Origin of the sequence: Shewanella sp. 4_MG-2023, from assembly GCF_030548015.1 — a bacterium.
Taxonomy (GTDB): domain Bacteria; phylum Pseudomonadota; class Gammaproteobacteria; order Enterobacterales; family Shewanellaceae; genus Shewanella.
The window spans coordinates 38163-54970 of the sequence record NZ_JAUORL010000025.1; the positions used below are offsets into that span (position 1 = coordinate 38163).

At 44.7% G+C, this 16808-nt stretch carries 15 protein-coding genes; 7 read left to right on the forward strand and 8 right to left on the reverse strand.

Going from position 1 to position 16808, the window contains the following annotated elements:
• Positions 1-82: 82 nt before the first annotated feature.
• The 4 genes from Q4546_RS14000 (at position 83) to trmL (ending at position 4362) form a co-directional block, all read left to right on the forward strand.
• Complete coding sequence (locus tag Q4546_RS14000; RefSeq protein WP_102531191.1) at positions 83-1525, forward strand: cytochrome C biosynthesis protein; 1443 nt, start codon at positions 83-85, stop codon at positions 1523-1525.
• 226 nt (positions 1526-1751) lie between these two features.
• On the forward strand, positions 1752-2438 hold the full coding sequence (locus Q4546_RS14005) for a response regulator (protein ID WP_102440184.1): 687 nt from the start codon (positions 1752-1754) through the stop codon (positions 2436-2438).
• Positions 2438-3823 carry an ATP-binding protein gene (locus tag Q4546_RS14010; protein WP_102440167.1) on the forward strand — a complete coding sequence of 462 codons (1386 nt, stop codon included), beginning with the start codon at positions 2438-2440 and terminating at the stop codon, positions 3821-3823. Before Q4546_RS14005 ends, Q4546_RS14010 begins: the two co-directional genes overlap by 1 nt.
• A gap of 74 nt (positions 3824-3897) precedes the next feature.
• Positions 3898-4362 (forward strand): tRNA (uridine(34)/cytosine(34)/5-carboxymethylaminomethyluridine(34)-2'-O)-methyltransferase TrmL, encoded by a 465-nt coding sequence (gene trmL, locus Q4546_RS14015; protein ID WP_102476589.1) that lies wholly within the window; start codon positions 3898-3900, stop codon positions 4360-4362.
• 165 nt (positions 4363-4527) lie between these two features.
• Here the strand turns inward: trmL and Q4546_RS14020 are convergent, their stop codons facing one another.
• The 3 genes from Q4546_RS14020 to Q4546_RS14030 all read right to left on the reverse strand — a co-directional run bounded on the left by Q4546_RS14020 (position 4528) and on the right by Q4546_RS14030 (position 8610).
• Entirely contained in the window at positions 4528-5976 is a 1449-nt protein-coding gene (locus tag Q4546_RS14020) for a pitrilysin family protein (RefSeq protein WP_303446461.1), read from the reverse strand.
• Complete coding sequence (locus tag Q4546_RS14025) at positions 5976-7301, reverse strand: pitrilysin family protein (protein WP_102476591.1); 1326 nt, start codon at positions 7299-7301, stop codon at positions 5976-5978. Before Q4546_RS14025 ends, Q4546_RS14020 begins: the two co-directional genes overlap by 1 nt.
• Before the next feature lie 70 nt (positions 7302-7371).
• The gene (locus Q4546_RS14030) at positions 7372-8610 is read right to left on the reverse strand and encodes an amidohydrolase (RefSeq protein WP_241901070.1); all 1239 of its coding nucleotides are present in this window, start codon (positions 8608-8610) and stop codon (positions 7372-7374) included.
• A 258-nt stretch (positions 8611-8868) separates the two neighbouring features.
• Here Q4546_RS14030 and Q4546_RS14035 point away from each other — a divergent pair, with 258 nt between their 5' ends.
• Positions 8869-10350 (forward strand): ATP-binding cassette domain-containing protein, encoded by a 1482-nt coding sequence (locus Q4546_RS14035; protein ID WP_303446462.1) that lies wholly within the window; start codon positions 8869-8871, stop codon positions 10348-10350.
• 26 nt (positions 10351-10376) lie between these two features.
• Here the strand turns inward: Q4546_RS14035 and Q4546_RS14040 are convergent, their stop codons facing one another.
• The 3 genes from Q4546_RS14040 to Q4546_RS14050 form a co-directional block, all read right to left on the reverse strand.
• On the reverse strand, positions 10377-10754 hold the full coding sequence (locus tag Q4546_RS14040; protein WP_241901066.1) for a hypothetical protein: 378 nt from the start codon (positions 10752-10754) through the stop codon (positions 10377-10379).
• Positions 10755-10758: 4 nt separating this feature from the next.
• Positions 10759-11391 (reverse strand): tRNA-uridine aminocarboxypropyltransferase, encoded by a 633-nt coding sequence (locus Q4546_RS14045; RefSeq protein ID WP_303446463.1) that lies wholly within the window; start codon positions 11389-11391, stop codon positions 10759-10761.
• Between the two features lie 191 nt (positions 11392-11582).
• Entirely contained in the window at positions 11583-12785 is a 1203-nt protein-coding gene (locus tag Q4546_RS14050) for a multidrug effflux MFS transporter (protein WP_102476595.1), read from the reverse strand.
• A 115-nt stretch (positions 12786-12900) separates the two neighbouring features.
• Between Q4546_RS14050 and Q4546_RS14055 the strand changes: the two genes are divergently transcribed.
• On the forward strand, positions 12901-13878 hold the full coding sequence (locus Q4546_RS14055; protein ID WP_102440158.1) for a LysR family transcriptional regulator: 978 nt from the start codon (positions 12901-12903) through the stop codon (positions 13876-13878).
• A 226-nt stretch (positions 13879-14104) separates the two neighbouring features.
• Complete coding sequence (locus Q4546_RS14060; protein WP_102440157.1) at positions 14105-14449, forward strand: hypothetical protein; 345 nt, start codon at positions 14105-14107, stop codon at positions 14447-14449.
• A 79-nt stretch (positions 14450-14528) separates the two neighbouring features.
• On the opposite strand, the gene Q4546_RS14065 is transcribed toward Q4546_RS14060, so the two are convergent.
• Complete coding sequence (locus Q4546_RS14065) at positions 14529-15932, reverse strand: tetratricopeptide repeat protein (protein WP_303446464.1); 1404 nt, start codon at positions 15930-15932, stop codon at positions 14529-14531.
• Positions 15933-15967: 35 nt separating this feature from the next.
• Positions 15968-16711: a hypothetical protein gene (locus tag Q4546_RS14070; RefSeq protein ID WP_102440155.1), complete on the reverse strand. Its 744-nt coding sequence runs from the start codon at positions 16709-16711 to the stop codon at positions 15968-15970.
• Positions 16712-16808: the final 97 nt, after the last annotated feature.

Sequence of the window (16808 nt, forward strand, 5' to 3'; positions counted from 1 at the left end):
TGTGACAAAAGACTGCAGCTAAGAGTGAATGACTGATGTTATGAGTGACGAAATGCGGTAAATGATTGAATTGAGGTTATGGATGAACAAAGTTGTCAGCAATATCATTTTTATTAGTAGTTTATTATTTTCTGTCTGTGGTTTTGCACAAAGTAACGTGACACCCAGTCCTCACGAACCCAATGCCAGTATTTGGGTTAATCAAACCCAAGCCGGCCCCGAGATTAACTTACACTTTTTTTGGTCTGCGACCTGCCCACATTGTAAGGAGGCTCACCCTTTTATAGATGCCTTAGCAGAGCGCTATAGCTGGATTCATTTACAAGATTACCTTATTAGCGAGCCTGGCAGTGTCGACAAACTCATGGCCGTGGGCGAATTAACCGGGGTTGAACCCAAGTCAGTGCCTTATGTCGCCGTCTGTGGCGAAGCCATTACTGGCTACAACAGCCATGATGTCACCGGACGCTATATTCTGCAGCGCCTAGAGGCTTGTTATCAACGAAATGCAGGCAGCTTGCCAAGCAAAGACTTAATGGCTGATTTCTATACCGAAAAAACCACTGCTAGTAGCCCGCTTTTTGAAACCTGTGCTGATGATTCAGATCCAAATAACCCCAGCACTTGTGGGATGAACTTTAGTACGACTACTAGCGAACAAGCAAAGCTCGATTCAACGCCACATATCCAGCCCGTTGATATTCCGTTAATTGGTGCAGTACAACCAGAGCAAATGTCACTTCCTGTGTTGACCTTAGTCCTCGCCGGCGTCGATGCCTTTAACCCTTGTGCCTTCTTCGTATTGCTATTTTTGCTTAGCATTATGGTGAATGCCGGTAGTCGTGGCCGCATGTTATTAGTGGGCGGTATCTTTGTGTTTTTCTCGGGCTTTATTTACTTTATCTTTATGAGCGCGTGGCTAAACTTATTCCAGTTACTTGGCGGTGGTGATGGCGGCTGGATAATTACTAGCGCAGGAGTTATCGCACTGGTGGCGGCAGTAGTGAATATTAAAGATTTCTTTTTTGGTAAAGGCGATGTCAGTTTGTCTATGTCAGTTGAAAACCGCGGCAGCTTAATCAAACGCATGGGCAAATTATCTAAAGCTAGCTCTTTACCAAGCTTAATATTGGGTTCGGCATTACTGGCAATTATGGCCAATGCTTACGAGCTACTCTGCACCGCGGGTTTCCCGATGATTTACACCTCAGTGTTATCAATCTCAGGGGTAGATACCGTGCAGCGCTATTTATACCTCATCGCTTATAACCTTATCTATATCATTCCATTAGCGACGATTGTCATTGTTTTTGCTGCCACATTAGGTAAACGTAAGCTCACTGAAAAAGAAGGTGAAGTACTTAAGTTAATGTCTGGGATCATGATGCTAGGCTTAGGCAGCATGTTGGTCCTTAACCCTATGGCACTGCAAAACGTGGTGTTCTCTGTTGGGTTAATTGCCGGCTCAATTTTACTTACCTATATTGTGGTAAAAATTAAGCGCTATAAGCAAAAAGCCGTCTAATTTTTTATCTGGTAACATTATCAATGCGAGTGCTATTAAGTGGCACTCGCTATTGGCTATTTTGATTAGACTGACCAGCTTGGTTTATTGCTTGTTCCAGCCCATTTATAGCTATCACTAAACAATAACCACAGCTTAGTTGGCCAATATGTAAAAGAGTGCAATGTTGCTAAACTTGGCTATTCATTCGTTATATAGTGAATGCTTATTATTGAGCGAGGATCCCATGAGTCGAATTTTATTAGTCGATGATGACGCAGGTTTATCAGAGTTATTAGCCCAGCTTTTAGAGCTAGAAGGCTTTGAATTAACTCAAGCATTTGATGGTCAGCAAGGGCTAGACTTTGCGCAGAATCAAGATTTTGATTTAATCTTATTAGACGTCATGCTGCCAAAACTCAATGGTTTTGAAGTGCTGCGCGCCCTGCGCACCCAAAAGCAAACTCCAGTGCTGATGCTTACCGCCAGAGGCGATGAAATTGACCGAGTAGTAGGGTTAGAAATTGGCGCTGATGACTACCTGCCAAAACCGTTTAACGATCGTGAATTAGTGGCCCGTATACGCGCTATTTTACGCCGTTCTAGCCTCACTCAAGCAGATGCAGGCGCCCAAGATACCATTAGCTTTGGTGATTTAAGCTTAGATCAAGCCAGACAAGAGCTGTACTGTAATGATCAGCTTATTATTCTTACCGGCACTGAATTCTCATTGCTTCATAGCTTGATCACTCAAGCAGGCGATTTGGTCACTAAAGAGCAGCTCAGTGAAACCGTTTTGGGTAAAAAACTGATGCCATTTGACCGCAGTTTAGACATGCATTTATCCAATCTGCGCAAAAAATTACCTGAACGTCACGATGGTCGCCCTCGAGTAAAAACCATCCGTGGTAAAGGCTATATCTGGATCCCATAATGATTAAGCTATCTTCGTTAAATCGTTTATTTGTCAAATTACTGCTGGGCTTTTGGCTTGGCAGCTCTTTAATTATTGGCTTTGTGGCTGTACTGCCTTTATTGCAGCAAAACCACGACAAACAGCCAATGACAGCCAAGCAGCAACAGCTACTTAAACGCACAGCTAAACCATTTATTGAAGATCCTAAATTACTCGAAGATCACAAAGCTTTAAAACGCTTGCATCGCCATCGCAGTCCAAATGGCAAAATGATTAAGTTCTATATCACCAATGACCAAGACCTTGTGATTAATAGCAGGCAAGTCCCTAGAACCTTTAGAGAGTTCTTGCTGATTAGTGAAGAGTTTAACGCGCCAATGAGCCATCAGTTCCGTGATGAATTGATTTTTGGACCTTACACTTTTACTGCTGGGGAACAAGAATATCGCATCTACAGTCGCGTACCAGATAACCACCCTAGACCTTGGTTCTTTTTCTTTAATGACCATAAATTATTAACCACTATTATCGCCATGATCTTATCTGGCATATTATGTGGCTTTTTAGCATGGTATTTAGGCAAACCACTTCGCTCACTCAAGCATAGCTCTAACGCTCTTGCTAGCGGCGATTTAAGCGCTCGAGTCGATGACAGTATTGCCGCCAGAGGCGATGAAATGGGCGAGTTAGCACAAGCATTCAATACCATGGCGCAATCCATTGAAACCATGATGCATAACCAGCAGCGCCTAATGGGTGATATCTCCCATGAACTGCGTACCCCCTTAACGCGCTTACAACTCTCTTTAGCGCTGGCTCGCAAAAAACAACAAAGCAGCGTCGAGATTGAGCGCATTGGCTATGAAGCTGAGCAGCTAGAAGCTTTGATTGCAGAATTGCTGACCTTATCGCGAGTGACCATCAGTAATACTGAAAATAAAGTCCACTTAGAACTTGCCGAGTCTCTCAGTCAAATTCTTGATGATGCTGAATTTGAAGCCGAGCAACAACAGAAAAGATTACTCATTGATATACCAGAAAACATTAGCCTAGATCACTACCCCAAAGCGCTTTCTCGGGCGATTGAAAATGTACTGCGTAATGGCATTCGCTATGCCAATAGTGACATTTCAATCACTGCAATAAAGCAACACCAACAGGTCGTCATTACCATTAAAGACGATGGTCCTGGTATTGAAGACGTTGAGTTAGAGAAAATATTTAAGCCTTTTTATCGCCCTGATAGTTCAAGAGACAGAGAATCAGGTGGTTGGGGCTTAGGTCTGGCGATTACCCAAGCCGCCATCAAGCTCAATAAAGGCGAGATACATGCCAGCAATATTGCCCCCCATGGGCTCAAGGTGGTGATTAGCCTGCCTGAGCGGATCTGCCGTTCGAATTGAACATTGTGAATTGATTACCACCAGCAGCTGGTTTTGCGTATAATTCCCAGCTCAATCAATGAAGGTAGCTATCCATGTTCCATATTGCGCTTTATGAACCAGAAATTGCCCCTAATACCGGTAACATTATCCGTCTTTGTGCCAATAATGGCGCTAAGCTACATTTAATAGAGCCATTAGGTTTTGATTTAGAAGAGAAAAAACTTCGACGCGCCGGCTTAGATTACTCAGACTTAACCAATATCACCCGTCATAAAGATTTTGCAGCCTTCCTTGACGTCATGGCAGGTAAACGTATTATGGCCTGCACCACCAAAGGTAGTCGTCCTCATACTGAGCTGTCGTTCGCTGCTGATGATGTATTGTTATTTGGGCCCGAAACCCGTGGCTTACCTATGGATGTCATTGAGTCGATTCCCACTGAGCAGCGCTTACGTATTCCGATGACGGCTAACAGTCGCAGCTTAAACCTGTCTAACTCAGTGGCGATTATTAGCTATGAAGCTTGGCGTCAATTGGACTTTGCTGGCGCCAGCTAGGTTTTAGGTTTTAGGTTTTAGGTTTTAACCACGGTAAGTTTCAAACATCAATCTGGCTTAAGTGGTTCAGACTAAGTGGTTCATCCCAATCACATAATGCAGCCAACAAAAAGCCTCGCAATAATGCGAGGCTTGTTTATTTAACCTGTTCCGCGCTGAGATAGCTTATTGGCCAAAGCCCACATCGGTAATATTCACCTTAGTAACCTCACCATACTCTTTGGCAATATCGGCAATCTGAGCCGCGTTACCAACAAGCACATACTGCAAATTGTCTTTTGGAAAGTAACGGTTAATGAGACGCTGGGTTTCGGCTAATGTCAGCCCATCGACCTTGGCTTGAAACTCATTAATAAATGCATCATCAAAGTTATAGATATACATATCAGCCAGTAACTCGCCCAGTTGGCCACCGGTTTCAAACTTAGGAGGGTACTGACCTTTGACATAAGCTTTGGCTGAATCTAGGGTTTGTTGATCAATGCCTTGCTCCCATAAACGGCCATAGGTTTTTAAAGCTAAATCCATGGCTTCTTTGGTGGTGCTGGTTTTAGTAAAGGTGCTGATAGAGAACACCCCTGCAGCAGAATAGGCACTAAAGCCAGAACGCGCCCCATAAGTGAGCCCGGCGTTAACCCGTAACTCATCATTAAGCCATGAGGTAAAACGGCCCCCTAAAATGGTATTTACTACCGTTAGCCCCACATAATCAGGGTTATCGCGCTTAATCCCCAAACCGCCAATAACAAAAGTGGTTTCAATGGCATCGGGTTTATCAACTAATAACACCTTACTGGCAGTTAATGGCGCTAGCCCTTGTGTTAAATCAGGCTGCACCGCAGTGTCAGTGTTTTTCCAGCCACCAAATGCCGTTGTCAGCTTGGCTTTCATGGTTGCGATATCAAAGTCACCCACCACGTTAATGGCGGTATTTTTAGGCTGAAAATAACTTTGATGAAAGGCCCGTAGCTGAGTGACATTAATATCAGCTAATGACTTACTGTTGCCTGATATCGGATTGGCGTAAGGATGCTCACCAAATATCAACTTATTGTAGTAACGACCGATTACCGCCCGTGGGCTTTCTTTCGCTTGTGACAAGCCAACAATTTCGCGCTGTCTGAGTTTTTCAAATTCACTATGGTCAAAGTCAGGGCTTATGAGCACTGGCTGAATAATATCGAGCATGGTATCAAGATCTTTACTCATAAAATCCGCTTCCAGCATCATGCTTTCACGCCCTGACGCTGTAGATAAGCTTGCACCGAGAAAGTCCACCATCTGCTCAATTTCAGCTTTGCTTTTACCGCCGGCGCCCAGTAATAAACTTTTCATTGTCATATACGACACCCCAGATGTGGTGTCGTTTACCGCCCCTGCGCGCACAACGGCATTAAAGTTAATTATCGGTACTTCTTGTTGCACCATCAAATTAACCAATAAGCCATTTTTAAGGGTAATGGATTGATATTGCGGCATACTGAAACTGCCAGTATCGAGGGGCTTGCTTGACTCAGTCGTGGCTTTGCAGCCCGCCAACCCCACACCACAAGCAAGCGCTATGGCTGATACCGTTAAGGCGCTGGTCTTTTTAAGCTTTATCAATGACATCATTAGTCAGCTCCCTCTGTGGCGGCTAACACACCCACGGTGCGATTGGCCTTACGTAAATAGGTTTGCGCAACACGCTGAATATCAGCAACGGTTACCTTATTGTAGGCTGCAGGCGCACTAAATAGTTTGTCATAACTGCCAAAATACAGCTCATAACGACCTAAAGTATTAGCGCGGCCATTGATGGTTTGCATGGTGCGATAAAAATCCATTAGCTTGATGTTTTTCACTTTTTCAAGCTCTTGCTCGCTAACGCCTTCAAGGGCAATACGGTTTATCTCGGCAATCATTGAGGCTTCTAATTGCAATGCATCAATCCCTGCATTGGCGACCCCAAGAAAGTAAAACAGATTAGGGTCAAATGACATGGGCAAATATGACATCACATCGGAGGCCAGTTGCTTATCCACCAAGCCTTGATAAAGCCGTGAGCTATTACCTTCACTGAAAATAGTGCTGAGTATATCTAGCGCATAATAATCGGCATGTTTCGTGGATGGCACATGATACGCCAGCAGCACATTAGGGGTAGTGACAGAGGCTTTTTCAACAAAGACTCGGCGCTCACCTTTTTGCAGCGGCTCTACAGTGCGAACGGCTAATGGCGCGGGCTGGGCGGCAATGACGCCAAAATATTGCTTCGCTAGACGCTTCACCTCCGCGGTTTTAACATCACCTGCGATCACCACCACAGCATTGTTGGGCGCATAGTAAGTCTTATGGTATTGCTGTAAATCCGCTAGCGACCAGGCGGCAATATCTGACTCATGGCCAATCACAGGCCAGCTATAAGGGTGAGCTCTAAACGCCGCCCCTTTTACTTCTTGTTGCAAGGTGCGCCAGTTGGAGTTTTCAAGCCCAGTGGTGCGCTCTGATTGCACCACACCGCGCTCGCTTTCTACCATCTGCGAATTAATATCTAAGTTAGCGATGCGATCAGCTTCGAGATCAAAAATGGTTTCTAACGCATTGGCAGGAAACCAATTGGTGTATACCGTGGTGTCTTCAGTGGTATAAGCATTATTAGCGCCACCCGCGGCTTCCATGGTGCGGTCAAACATCTTAGGGCCATACTTTTTTGAGCCGTTAAACATCATGTGCTCGAAAAAATGCGAGATCCCAGTAATGCCCGGTGCCTCATTACGAGAACCCACTTTCCAAAACAAATACATGTTGGCATTGGGTATGCTGCTATCTTCTAGCACCATAATTTTCATGCCATTATCCAGAGTAAAGCTATTGATATCCTCGACTGTGGTGGCCATCGCCGCGGTACTCACCCAGCAACTGAGTAATACCCATAACGCGCTGATGTTGCGTTTCATAATGGTTTCCTTGTAAGTCATTGCAATGAACAACAGGCCTGCTACAACCCGTTGTTAGTATTTTTATCGCTTAATTCACCGCGCCTAGCGCAGTTAATGCCAGCTGAGTCATGGTTTCAACGCCCACTTTTAAGGCTTTTTCATCAACAAAAAATGCTGGCGAATGATTACTGGCGACAGTGGCAGGATCTGTGCCTGCTGGCGTCACCCCTAAAAAGTAAAACAGCCCCGGCGTTTCAAGCGCATAGTAGGAGAAGTCCTCAGCGCCGGTGATAAGCCCTGGCTCAATGAGATTATCATCGCCCACAACCTCACGAATAACCGGACGCATTTTTGCGACTAATTCAGGGTTATTAACCGTAACTGGATAACCTGCATCAATCTCTGTGGTGGCTGTGGCGCCGAGGGTTTGAGCAGAAAGCGTCGCGATTTCAGCTAGTTTTACTTTAATGTCGGCGCGCATATCTTGATCAAAGGTTCGGATAGTACCAATCAACTCAACTTCATCAGGAATGATGTTCGAGCGTATACCGCCATTAATGGCGCCAAAACTCACCACTGCCGGCGCTTTAGTCACATCAACGCGGCGACTAATAATGGTTTGTACGCTATTAATTATTTGCGCTGAAGCCACAATCGGGTCCACCCCGCCCCAAGGACGAGAACCATGGGTTTGGCGACCCTTTACCGTAATCGTAAATGAATCTTCTGAAGCCATCGCAGGGCCTGCTCGCAAACCAATCATCCCTGTGGGCATACTTGAGGTCACGTGCATACCAAACACTTGATCAGGTTTACGACTAGCAAATAAGCCTTCTTTAAGCATTAACTCTGCACCGCCTTCTTCACCCGCTGGCGCGCCTTCTTCTGCGGGCTGAAAGATAAACATCACATCGCCAGCGAGGCTGTCTTTAGACTTGACCAGATTCTCTGCCACGCCCATTAACATCGCCACATGAGTGTCATGACCACAGGCATGCATCACGCCGACTTTTTGGCCACGATAAGTATCAGTGGCTTTGGAGGCAAAAGGTAAATCAACCTCTTCTGTGACTGGCAACGCATCCATATCTGCGCGAATGCCGATTAGCGGCCCAGACTTTGCGCCTTTTAATATCGCCACTACACCAGTGTGCGCAATGCCGGTTTGTACTTCTAAGCCTAAAGACTCAAGGTGTTTGGCAATCACTTTACTGGTTCTAAACTCGCGGTTAGACAGTTCAGGGTGCTGATGTAAGTCACGGCGCCACTCCAACACCTTAGCTTCAACATCGCTTGCAAGTTGTGCTGCGTTAGGGGTTTGAGCCATTATCGAACCAGAAAAAGTGCCAGAGGCAACCGCAAGGCAAGCTGCAAGTATCGTTAAGCGCATAAATCATCCATGTTTTTATCATTTTTGTAGTATTTCAATCTACAGCGTATCCCTTGAATTGTTAAATATTTTGTTATCCAAAGCACATTTGAAATTGTGTCGATTTATGTAGAGTGGCTCAATAAACACTATGGTTGATGACATTGTGTTGATAATCTATGGCCACTATTAAATTTAAATCGAGAGTCCAAGCCCATGAAAATCACCTTTGAGCAATTAACCGCAGCCGGTGCTAGTAACTCATTGGAGATTGAACAGTGGTTAATTGAAGATCGCCAATCCTGGGGAGTATTCAGCGCCCACAGTGATATTGGCGCCATGCTCGGTGACTTATTAGCAGATGTACCTGTGGGCGTTGGCTCTGACACATCAAATACATCAAGCATTGAGGTCACCGCAGGTTCGATACATAAAACCTCAGGCCGAGTTGCTCAGGTCTCACTCGCTGAGCAACAAAGGTTATTAGCACTTGAACTCGCCAATGATGACAGTGACTTTTTAGATTATGCCGATAAAGGCACTACGGTCGCGGGATTAATTTTTGCCCATTGCCATAAGCAAACATTAACCGACAAACTGCTTGAGGAGCTTGATTTAGTTCAGCTGCAACAGCGCGGGTTTCGTGAACTTTCAACGGGCGAAACCCGTCGCGTGATGCTAGCCATTGCCCTTGCTAGCGAGCCGGATTTTTTAGTGTTAGATAATCCCTATTCAGGGCTCGACATTAGCCATCGTAAAAGCTTAACGGCTTATCTAAGTCAGCTTGATATTCAAATGATGGTGATATTTTCTCGCGAGGAAGATATGCCCACATGGATAGATCAGATTGCTATATTCAGCCACAGCAAACTTGATAGCATCATGGATAAAGCCAGCTGGGAGCAACACCCTGTTATAAGCCAAATTACCGCCCAATCTAAAGTCCAAAGCGAGCAGATGCTGGCTATCATGCAGCGCCACCGCCATCAAAGCCCATTTGATAACCCCATCTTTGAACTTAAAAATGGCAAGGTGGCTTACAGTGATAAAACCATTTTTACTGAGGTTAATTGGCGCATTGATAAAGGCCAACACTGGCAGGTAAAAGGGCCCAATGGCTGTGGTAAAAGTACCTTGTTAGGGCTTATTTTTGGCGACCACCCACAATGCTACAGCAATGATATTCATATCTTTGGTAAGCAACGTGGCACTGGAGAAAGTATTTGGGAAATAAAGCAGCATATCGGCATGGTGTCATCGGCATTACACTTGCAGTATCGCGTCGGTTGCAGCGCTAAAGAGGTCATTTTATCCGGCTTTTATGACTCTATCGGCCTGTACCAAAAAGCCACCCAAGCCCAGCAAGATATCGCCCAAGATTGGCTCAGCATTTTGCATATGTCCCACTATGCCAAAGTCTCGTTTAAGCAACTGGATTACAGCCAACAGCGACTATTGTTAATTGCCAGAGCATTAGTGAAACAGCCGACATTATTGATTTTAGATGAACCCTATCAAGGGTTAGATTATCTGGGTATTCGCTTAGTCAAAAATACCCTAGAACTGATCGCCAGAGAAAACCTCAGTCAGCTGCTATATGTGTCCCATTACCATGAGGACAGTTTAGACAGTATTAATAACTATCTGGAATTTGTTGCCGATGCAAAAACCGGTGGCTATAAAGCGCTAATCAGCTAGTTAATAGTGCTGCATTGCCAAAGCGCTTACTTTTCTTCGATTTTACGCTCTTTAGCTGCAGCTTCTTTAGCCTCACGCAAATATTTATCCGCCCGAGATTCTCGCTGTTGAAACTGCGCTTGAGATTTCTCTAACTGCTGTTGTTGCCACTCACCAGGCTCTTGGCGTTCAATAATTTCTTGCTCACGACTGCTGGTGTCGCTGGCTGCTTGGCGGGCTTTTTCAAGCTGACTTTGCTCCGTCTTTTTCGAGTCGATTCGACCTTGCTCAGCTTGTTGCGACAAGGTCAGTCGCGGCTTATCAGATGCCTGAGCAGCCACGGCAATAACGCCTAGCAAACTTGAAAGCAGTAATAGCTTGCTCATTAGCCTTAATAGACTGTTTGAATATAAGTTTAGCGACATACAATTAACCTTCCTGGTTGTTTTTAGACTCAATATAACGGGCTCGCACCTCAGCAGGCATGGCATTGAGCTTATGTTGCACCATGGCATCAAAGGCGCTAAATAGCGGGCTGATATCAAGTTCGCTATCGATTGCTTGCAATGTATAAGCGGTGGCTTCCAGTGTTGATAAACTGTCGCTACGTTTGGCCTTGCGAATAAGATATTGTGAAACCCCTTCAAATTCAATATGCAATGCCGGAAGCTCCAATAACCACGGATTAAGCTGCAACATTTTGAATGCTTTTCGCCAGGTGCCATCAATTAATAAAATGCAGCAATCTGCTGGTACTGACGAGTCCGCTGCATTTTGACTATTTTCACAGGGATACACCAGATACACAGGTTTATTGGCCCTTGCCAGCTGTTGTCGCAATGGCGCAAAGTCATCAGCGCTCTCACCCACCACCACTTGAGTTTGCGGCAGGGTTAAACTCAGCAATTTAACAGTATTTTTTGCATGCTCAACTTCAGAGGGGTGCTGCAGCACAATCACCTCAGTTTTAGCCTCCATCTTAGTCACGCTATCACAGATACAAGCCGACTGTGGGTAGCCACAACTTTTACAGATAATTCTAATAACCCACTCCTTGAACATATCAATACAATTAAAGACCATTTTATACCAATTACAATAAATAAGAATGCTGTGTAATTAAGAGCCTGTAACTGAATTTTATAATCTAAATAAATTAAAACGCCGCAAACTAATTTGCGGCGTTGACTGATTTATTGACTTAGCACCCTTTAAATCATAACACCATGATTTAAATAAGACTTACCTATAATTTAAGGATGAACTTGCTCAACATGTAAATGATTCAAGCGTTTTGATGACATAATAATGAGTAGCACCAGTGACAAGCCGCCCATTAATATCGCTACCGCATAAGGTGCGGTGATATCGGTCATTTGAATTAACGCCGCCAATACTGATGCGCCGCTCATTTGAATACAACCTAACATAGCTGCTGCCGTACCGGCGCGCTCACCAAAGGCTGATAATGCCATTGAAGTTGCTGGGCCGAGTAATATCGCAAAACCAATACATAGCAGCATCATAGGTAGCATAAAGCTAAAGCCTGCAGCTAAACCGGTTTCAGGTCCTACAAGTTGCATCACCACCTCAAGGACTGCCGCGATGAGCATCAAGGTTAATGCCACCACCACACCTGGGCGATTACCAATGCGCTTAACTAACACTGGCGCAGCAAAACAAGCCGCAATATTGACTGCCGCATTGAGGCCAAATAAGCCACTAAATGCCAACTCACTGACCCCTAGATGGCCAATTAACCACATAGGCGAATATGATACGTAGGTGATGATAGATGCCATTGCTGCCATACAGGTTGCAGCATAAAACATGAAGTGTGGGTCGCTTAATACTGGCTTGTAACGTCCCCAGCGATAAAGCTTACCGCTAGTGTCTGTGCTTGCTGGGCGAGTTTCAGGGAATTTAAAAATAACGATAGCCAATACGATGATGGCGTACAGCGCCATAAAGATAAAGGTTGAACGCCAGCCAAACTGCAGGGCTAATAAGCCGCCCAATGTTGGTGCCAGTGCCGGAATAACGCAAATAGCGCCATTTAAATAACTGTACATTTTGACGCTTTCTTGACTGGTATAACAGTCTCGAACCGCACTGAATACCACAATCGAAGTAGAACAAGCTGCCAAGCCTTGCAGAACACGTGCAAGTTGCAATACTTCAAACTCCACCGCCATCGCGCCAACTAGGCTGCTCACGCCATATAACACAATACCGAATAAGGCGATTGGCTTACGGCCAAAGCGATCGGCTAATGGCCCAATAAGGATTTGTCCAAGCCCCATAGCAAACAAAAACAACACCAGTGTCGACTGGATTTGACTGCCGCTGACCCCATACTCTAATGCCATGGTTGGCATTGATGGTAAATATATATCGATGGCTAATGGGCTCAATAGCACCATAAACATCAGTATCGGTAGCAGGTTACGTCTCATTTAATTGGTCTCTTACATTGCATGATAATCATTAATTGGGCGGCATTTTAGACTACTCATGGTATGAATAGAAATGGTATTATTTCCTAAGTAAATTTCCCTTGAGGAATATCACATGAATATTGATAATCTCGCTAAAATAGACTTAAACCTGCTGGTCATTCTACAAGTCTTACTTGAAGAACAATCGGTCACTCGCGCCGCAAACCGCCTGCATTTAAGTCAGTCAGCGTTAAGCAAAAGCCTTAACCGACTACGGGCAACCTTAGACGACCCGCTATTTCAGCGTACAGCTCATGGGTTAAAGCCCACTGCCCATGCGGTAAATCTTGCCCAACAATTACCTCAACTTCTGCAAAGTTTGCATCAAATAGTGCAGCCACCAAGCTTTATTGCTGCCAGTAGCCACCAGCATTTTTCATTTGCCATGGTCGAAAGCGCCTACGAAACCTTGCTACCGTATTTTATCGGCACCATTTTAAGAGAAGCACCCAATGTAAAGTTAGACTCTTATGTGTGGACTGAAAAGTCGATGCAAGACTTACAGTTGGGGCAAATCGATTTTGGCATTGCAGGTCGTGATACTCATCCTCAAGCTGATTTGAAAATAGAGCAACTGCCTGATGGGATTAAATATCAGACCTTATTTAAAGATAGGCAAGTGTGCTTAATCCGCCAAGATCATCCGCTAATGGCACAAATTAAAGCCGGTCACTGGAATAGAGAGCTGTACCTGCAAATGGCTCATGTGCAGGTGCGCTGTGAAGGCAATGATTGGTGGGCGCTGGATTACCATCTTGCAGAGAAAAACTTACATCGGCGTATTAGCTCTACCGTGCCAGATTTTTATGGCGCTGCCAGTATTTGCGCCCACAGTGACTTAATTTTTACTTTGCCATCGAGCTTTGCAAGGCATGCTGCACTACTTTATCCACTGGTTGAAATTCCGCTACCATTTGAGTTTATGCCCATGGCCTATGTACTACTGTGGCATGAACGCAACAGCCAAGCGCCGGGTCACCTTTGGTTAAGAAATATCATTTGTGGCAGTGTAGAAGAAGCGATAAAACAAACGGCTGTCACGCAGGTTTAATCGCCCAATACTGCAATATAAGCCAGCCCATTTTTCATAACACAATCACTGACGATAAAATTTGGCTCAAATTGCTGCCCAGATTGCCGCAAAAATGCACAAACATTAACCATGATTAACGTGACCTAGGCGCTGGGATCATCGATAGTCATGCTTCAAGTATTAAATTCATCGTCATCCAGTGCTATTTTGATGACGATGTTCAAAGGTTATTTTAGGAGTAACAATGAACTTTAACCAAATGTTTAATCAAACAAATTTAAAACAGCGCCTAGGGAATTTTCACCCACTATTATCATTGCTATTAGTGATCGGGATTTCGTTGACCTCGTTAGTGTTATTACCGTTTTTACTGATGTTTGCTCTAGTCAGCTTCATCGGATTGAACTTATTAGGGCGTAAATACCTAGCCCCTAGAATGCAGCCTATTTTCAGCCAGCAGTCTCAAGCAAATGAGTTTTATCGTAGCAATCCCAACATGCAGCGAGAATCATCTATCTACAAATCAGAGATGTTCCGAAAAGCCAAACCCAGCAACACGGGTCGCACTTTCGAGCACAATCCTGATTAACAAGCTGCTTACCGTTTAGCTATACCAATGAAAACACCGCCAGCTGGCGGTGTTTTGGTATCTGGGATGTATGAAACGATTAAGCCAAAATATGCTGCGCATATTGCAATGACTTTAACTCTTGTTCACTGGGCTTAAGCCCAATCACATTATCAATTTGAATTTGCAGCGACAACCAAATGGGGTCAATAATTTCAGCTTGTTGTTCATTCGCATGCTGTTTTGCCAGCTTTAACAAGGATGCCGATTCCACCACATCAATGCGGCCTAACATGCCATCGGCCAAAGCGACACTCAGTTCAATCATAGCAGGGACACTGCGGCCATAATTGATCACATCACGTAAGTAGCGCTCGGCTAAACAGCCATCGCTACCCAAACCAGCATCGTCATTTAACATGTGCTGCGCGCGGGCAAACATGGCATCAAGCTGACCTTGCTCAGCCGCTTCTGCCAACCAATGCTCACTGGTATTAGCATCAGCCTCACAGCCTTCACCATTATGGAGCATTAAGGCTAAATGGTATTGCGCATGGGGATAACCTGTCTGGGCGGCTTTACTAATCCACTCAAATGCATCGGTTAACTGTTGCTGCTGATAATACAGCACCCCCAAATTCGACATCGCTTCTGCATTTTCTGCCACGGCGGCCTGTTCAAGCCAATTCGCGGCTAATGCCATATCCTGCGGAAACTGCTTAGAGCCCACTAAATAGAAATAACCCAATAAGGCTTTAGCTTCAATCACACCTGCTTGTGCTGCTTGCTCAATGGCTTGCTCGCCTTTTAGCGCGTCTTTATGACCACTGTAACCATGCAGTAGCGCCACACCGTGTTCAAATAAACCTTGATGATGCGCCGTTGCCGCAAGCTCAAACCAGTAAGCCGCCTGTTTAAAGGTGCTGATTGACTCGGCCTGTTCAAGTTCAGGTTGCTGCAGTGATTGCTCCTGCTCTTGTTGCATTAATGCTTTTGACTTGAGCGACATCCCCACCAGATATTGCGCTTGGGGATCATTATGCATGACAGCTTGATAACACAACTCTCGCCCAGCAAAAGAATCAAAAGCTTCAAATTTATATGCTGGCGCAGCTTTTTGGTGGACTTTCGGATATAGCAGCTCAATTAACCCTAAGCTATTTTTAATGGTTTTTTCAGCGAGCGTAACCAATTGCTCTTGGGTTAGATGGTATTTCTCAGGATGAGCGCCACGATTACCGTCACTACGAAGTTTATGTAGCGCGCGCGTCGTAGGCACATCAATCAAGCGCATGCGATTTAACTGCTCGATGCGATCATATAAATTGGGGCTAGTGAATTTTAGCGACTGCTTAGCCGCGATTAACGCAGCAACTTGATGGGTAAAACTTCTGACAAACACCAAAGCCTGGGTGGGAATATCTCGCACATAGCTCTTGGCTTTAGTGTAATCTTCAACAATGTCAGGAGAGAAGCTGCCTATCAGCTCAATATCATTTAACACTTCGGGCAACTCCTCAAGGCTATCAACTCACTTAATTAGATTTCGGTATGATCGCTGTTGGTATCATCTTCGCTAACATCAGTGCTGCGATTAACCATATACAATCTGAATAAAGCCACGTTTACAAACAGGCCTAAGAATGCGAATACAGTGTCGATGATCACCTGTAGTGGAAAACCGCCAAATTCAGCGAGAGATAATACCGTACCGCCCACTAATGACAATGGAATATACATCATCAAAATAGCCATTGTTTTCAGCACAATAGGAGATGAAAACTTAAAGCTGTTCTTAATGGCTTCTAGTGGCGTTAGGCGCTCTACAATCACCATAAAGTTTACGTAAGCTAAACGGGCAAATAAATAGAAGCTTATCGCCAAACCTACAACCCAAAACGGCCCAAACACAGCAAACAGCATTACCGGCGCTAAAATCGCTAAACCAGAAAACACCCCAGCTAATAATAGCGGCGGCACGAAAGTGAAGCTGTTTTTCAATATCATCCCAGGGGTCACTTCATGACCACGAGATCGCACCTCTAGGTACAAGGTTAGCGCCGAAATCAACAGTGAAAAAATCAGCAATAACGCCATCATCGCAGCGCCATGCATTGCACCAAATTGTGGTACTTCTACTTCTGCTTGGGCTGCCAGTTCACTGCCTAACCATAATTGGATCACGACTTGGAGTAGCAGCAACGGTACTGTTAATGATGCTAATTGTACAATGTGGTTACGAAAGAAATTATATGCTTCAGTCAAAATTGCAGACAATGACATGGGGGTTCCAATAATCAAAAAAAGATAAATATACTGCTAAGGATACCGAAAAAAGCAGTTTTTTGCACAATTGATATCGTCATTAGACTGAAGTTCC

What these genes read in the sequence shown, in the direction of transcription:
- Q4546_RS14000 (WP_102531191.1), top strand. Translation starts at nt 83, where the DNA reads ATGAACAAAGTTGTCAGCAATATCATTTTTATTAGTAGTTTATTATTT.
- Q4546_RS14005 (WP_102440184.1), top strand. Translation starts at nt 1,752, where the DNA reads ATGAGTCGAATTTTATTAGTCGATGATGACGCAGGTTTATCAGAGTTA.
- Q4546_RS14010 (WP_102440167.1), top strand. Translation starts at nt 2,438, where the DNA reads ATGATTAAGCTATCTTCGTTAAATCGTTTATTTGTCAAATTACTGCTG.
- trmL (WP_102476589.1), top strand. Translation starts at nt 3,898, where the DNA reads ATGTTCCATATTGCGCTTTATGAACCAGAAATTGCCCCTAATACCGGT.
- Q4546_RS14020 (WP_303446461.1), bottom strand. Translation starts at nt 5,976, where the DNA reads ATGATGTCATTGATAAAGCTTAAAAAGACCAGCGCCTTAACGGTATCA.
- Q4546_RS14025 (WP_102476591.1), bottom strand. Translation starts at nt 7,301, where the DNA reads ATGAAACGCAACATCAGCGCGTTATGGGTATTACTCAGTTGCTGGGTG.
- Q4546_RS14030 (WP_241901070.1), bottom strand. Translation starts at nt 8,610, where the DNA reads ATGGCTCAAACCCCTAACGCAGCACAACTTGCAAGCGATGTTGAAGCT.
- Q4546_RS14035 (WP_303446462.1), top strand. Translation starts at nt 8,869, where the DNA reads ATGAAAATCACCTTTGAGCAATTAACCGCAGCCGGTGCTAGTAACTCA.
- Q4546_RS14040 (WP_241901066.1), bottom strand. Translation starts at nt 10,754, where the DNA reads ATGTCGCTAAACTTATATTCAAACAGTCTATTAAGGCTAATGAGCAAG.
- Q4546_RS14045 (WP_303446463.1), bottom strand. Translation starts at nt 11,391, where the DNA reads ATGTTCAAGGAGTGGGTTATTAGAATTATCTGTAAAAGTTGTGGCTAC.
- Q4546_RS14050 (WP_102476595.1), bottom strand. Translation starts at nt 12,785, where the DNA reads ATGAGACGTAACCTGCTACCGATACTGATGTTTATGGTGCTATTGAGC.
- Q4546_RS14055 (WP_102440158.1), top strand. Translation starts at nt 12,901, where the DNA reads ATGAATATTGATAATCTCGCTAAAATAGACTTAAACCTGCTGGTCATT.
- Q4546_RS14060 (WP_102440157.1), top strand. Translation starts at nt 14,105, where the DNA reads ATGAACTTTAACCAAATGTTTAATCAAACAAATTTAAAACAGCGCCTA.
- Q4546_RS14070 (WP_102440155.1), bottom strand. Translation starts at nt 16,711, where the DNA reads ATGTCATTGTCTGCAATTTTGACTGAAGCATATAATTTCTTTCGTAAC.